1 tRNA gene and 1 rRNA gene are annotated in these 520 nt (G+C 58.1%); both read left to right on the top strand.

Annotation, left to right across the window (positions count from 1 at the left end):
• Positions 1–3: 3 nt before the first annotated feature.
• Positions 4–79 (top strand) — tRNA-Ala (locus MKL01_RS19850).
• 320 nt (positions 80–399) lie between these two features.
• Positions 400–520, top strand: a 23S ribosomal RNA gene (locus MKL01_RS19845); the annotation flags it as partial.

The following is a 520-nucleotide window of genomic DNA, read 5'->3' as shown; positions in this document are numbered from 1 at the left end:
CTTGGGGACATAGCTCAGTTGGGAGAGCGCGTGCTTTGCAAGCATGAGGTCGTCGGTTCGATCCCGTCTGTCTCCACCATTTGTTTGGGACTTGGCGCCGCTGTTGCGGCGACGTTCCGAACGAGGTGTCGAGGCCGCTATCTGGAGACTGCGTTTGCCGCAGCGATGATCAGCGAGGACCGTCAGGTTCGGTTGGTCGTGCTGTCAGGCGAAAACAATCAGTGACATCGTGAAGAGAGAATGTGGCCGTTGGGGCAGAGAGATCTGTCAACCCTGGCGGTCATGTTCGGCAAGCATACGGCGACGGGATCGGAAACGGTTCTGTCGCTGGTCTTTTTGTGACCGTGTCGTGACCGACAGCCTAGCGGCTGCCGGTCAGCGGACATCGATCACGAGAGCGATCAAGTGCCTTAAGAGCATTCGGTGGATGCCTTGGCGCTGAGAGGCGATGAAGGACGTGGTACGCTGCGATAAGCCTTGGGGAGCTGCGAACGAGCTTTGATCCAGGGATTTCCGAATG

This window comes from Methylobacterium sp. J-070 (assembly GCF_022829385.1).
In the GTDB taxonomy this organism is placed as follows: Bacteria; Pseudomonadota; Alphaproteobacteria; order Rhizobiales; family Beijerinckiaceae; genus Methylobacterium.
Note: the sequence above shows the minus strand (reverse complement) of the source record. Positions and strands in the feature narration are given on the sequence as shown.